We start from the raw sequence: 1,134 nt of genomic DNA, 5'->3' as shown, positions 1-1,134 counted from the left end.
CTGTCTCTTCTTAATCGTTGATCTTTAGGCTTTCGCTTATTCCGTTTATTCAAATAAATCTGATCTGCATTTCGACAAGCCACTTCAAACTCTTTCATACTCCAAGCCTTCTTGGCAGTGAAGCGTACATAGTGTAAGTTTTTTGGAAAATACATTTGATTCAGCTTCTTCTGCTCGGGATTTCGGGCATTTAATATCGATCTCATTTTAGCCTGTAACGTGCCAATTTGATGACGTGTACCATGAAAAGTTCCCTTAGAACTCAATCTAAAAGTGGCTTCTTTCAAACGATCAGCCTGTTCAGTCGAAATTAAATCAATTTTTTTATTCAACTCCCGCGTTGCCGACTGCATAAATTCTTGCGATAGATACCAGGTAAAACGGATTTTCTTCTGAGAATATCGTTGAAAAAACTCCAAATGCTTTTTACGAACCCCGCGTAATGCACGAGTTAGCTCTTTCAACCGCTCGTTATAGCTCACGTCATCGTTAAATTTAATTCCAAACCGTTGCAGTAAAAATGCACTCACGGATGCCTGATTCCAACGTGTATGTTCATTTTCTAAAAAAGCAAAGCCGAAAATACGTTGAATACTGGAAAAACGCCTGACATCAGATGCATCAAAAGGCTTAAACACCCGATAAACCAGATCTTGGTTACTATCAATAGTTTTTACACGCTTGGCATGAACATTAAAAATAACGCCAAAGCGTTCAGGATGATAATAAACCCGAGAAAATTGTGGCTTAAGATCACTAAACTCAATGTATTGTCCCAGTACATAATCCCCATAGCGCAACAGTTTTTCTTTTTTCGTGGTCAAAAGACTATTCAACTTTTGCTTCTGTACCATGCTCGAATTTTTGGCGAGTATTTCTTTTAGCGTCAGCTTACTTCTTCGCGCTTCTCTGTAGCCTGTGGTAAATAACCAAAACTGGAATACCTCACTTTTGGCTGGATCATAATTGATGACCAGACTCCATACTGGTTCCCCGTAGTCCGATTTTTTCTTACGCTCAGATTCAGTCAGATCGAGGCCATACTTCAAAATTAATTTTGGAAGCACATGATGGAACTTTGAAAAAAGCACAGTATCAGAAAACCAAAACTTAGCCCTTCCATTCGAAATGCAT

At 38.8% G+C, this 1,134-nt stretch carries 1 protein-coding gene; it reads right to left on the bottom strand.

Annotated elements, in window-relative coordinates; all coding sequences use genetic code 11:
• On the bottom strand, positions 1–1,134 hold a 1,134-nt coding region (locus FTV41_RS14935), incomplete at both ends, for a hypothetical protein (RefSeq protein ID WP_179996785.1).

Source organism: Acinetobacter sp. YH16051 (genome assembly GCF_013417135.1).
GTDB classification, from domain to species: domain Bacteria; phylum Pseudomonadota; class Gammaproteobacteria; order Pseudomonadales; family Moraxellaceae; genus Acinetobacter; species Acinetobacter towneri.
Note: the sequence above shows the minus strand (reverse complement) of the source record. Positions and strands in the feature narration are given on the sequence as shown.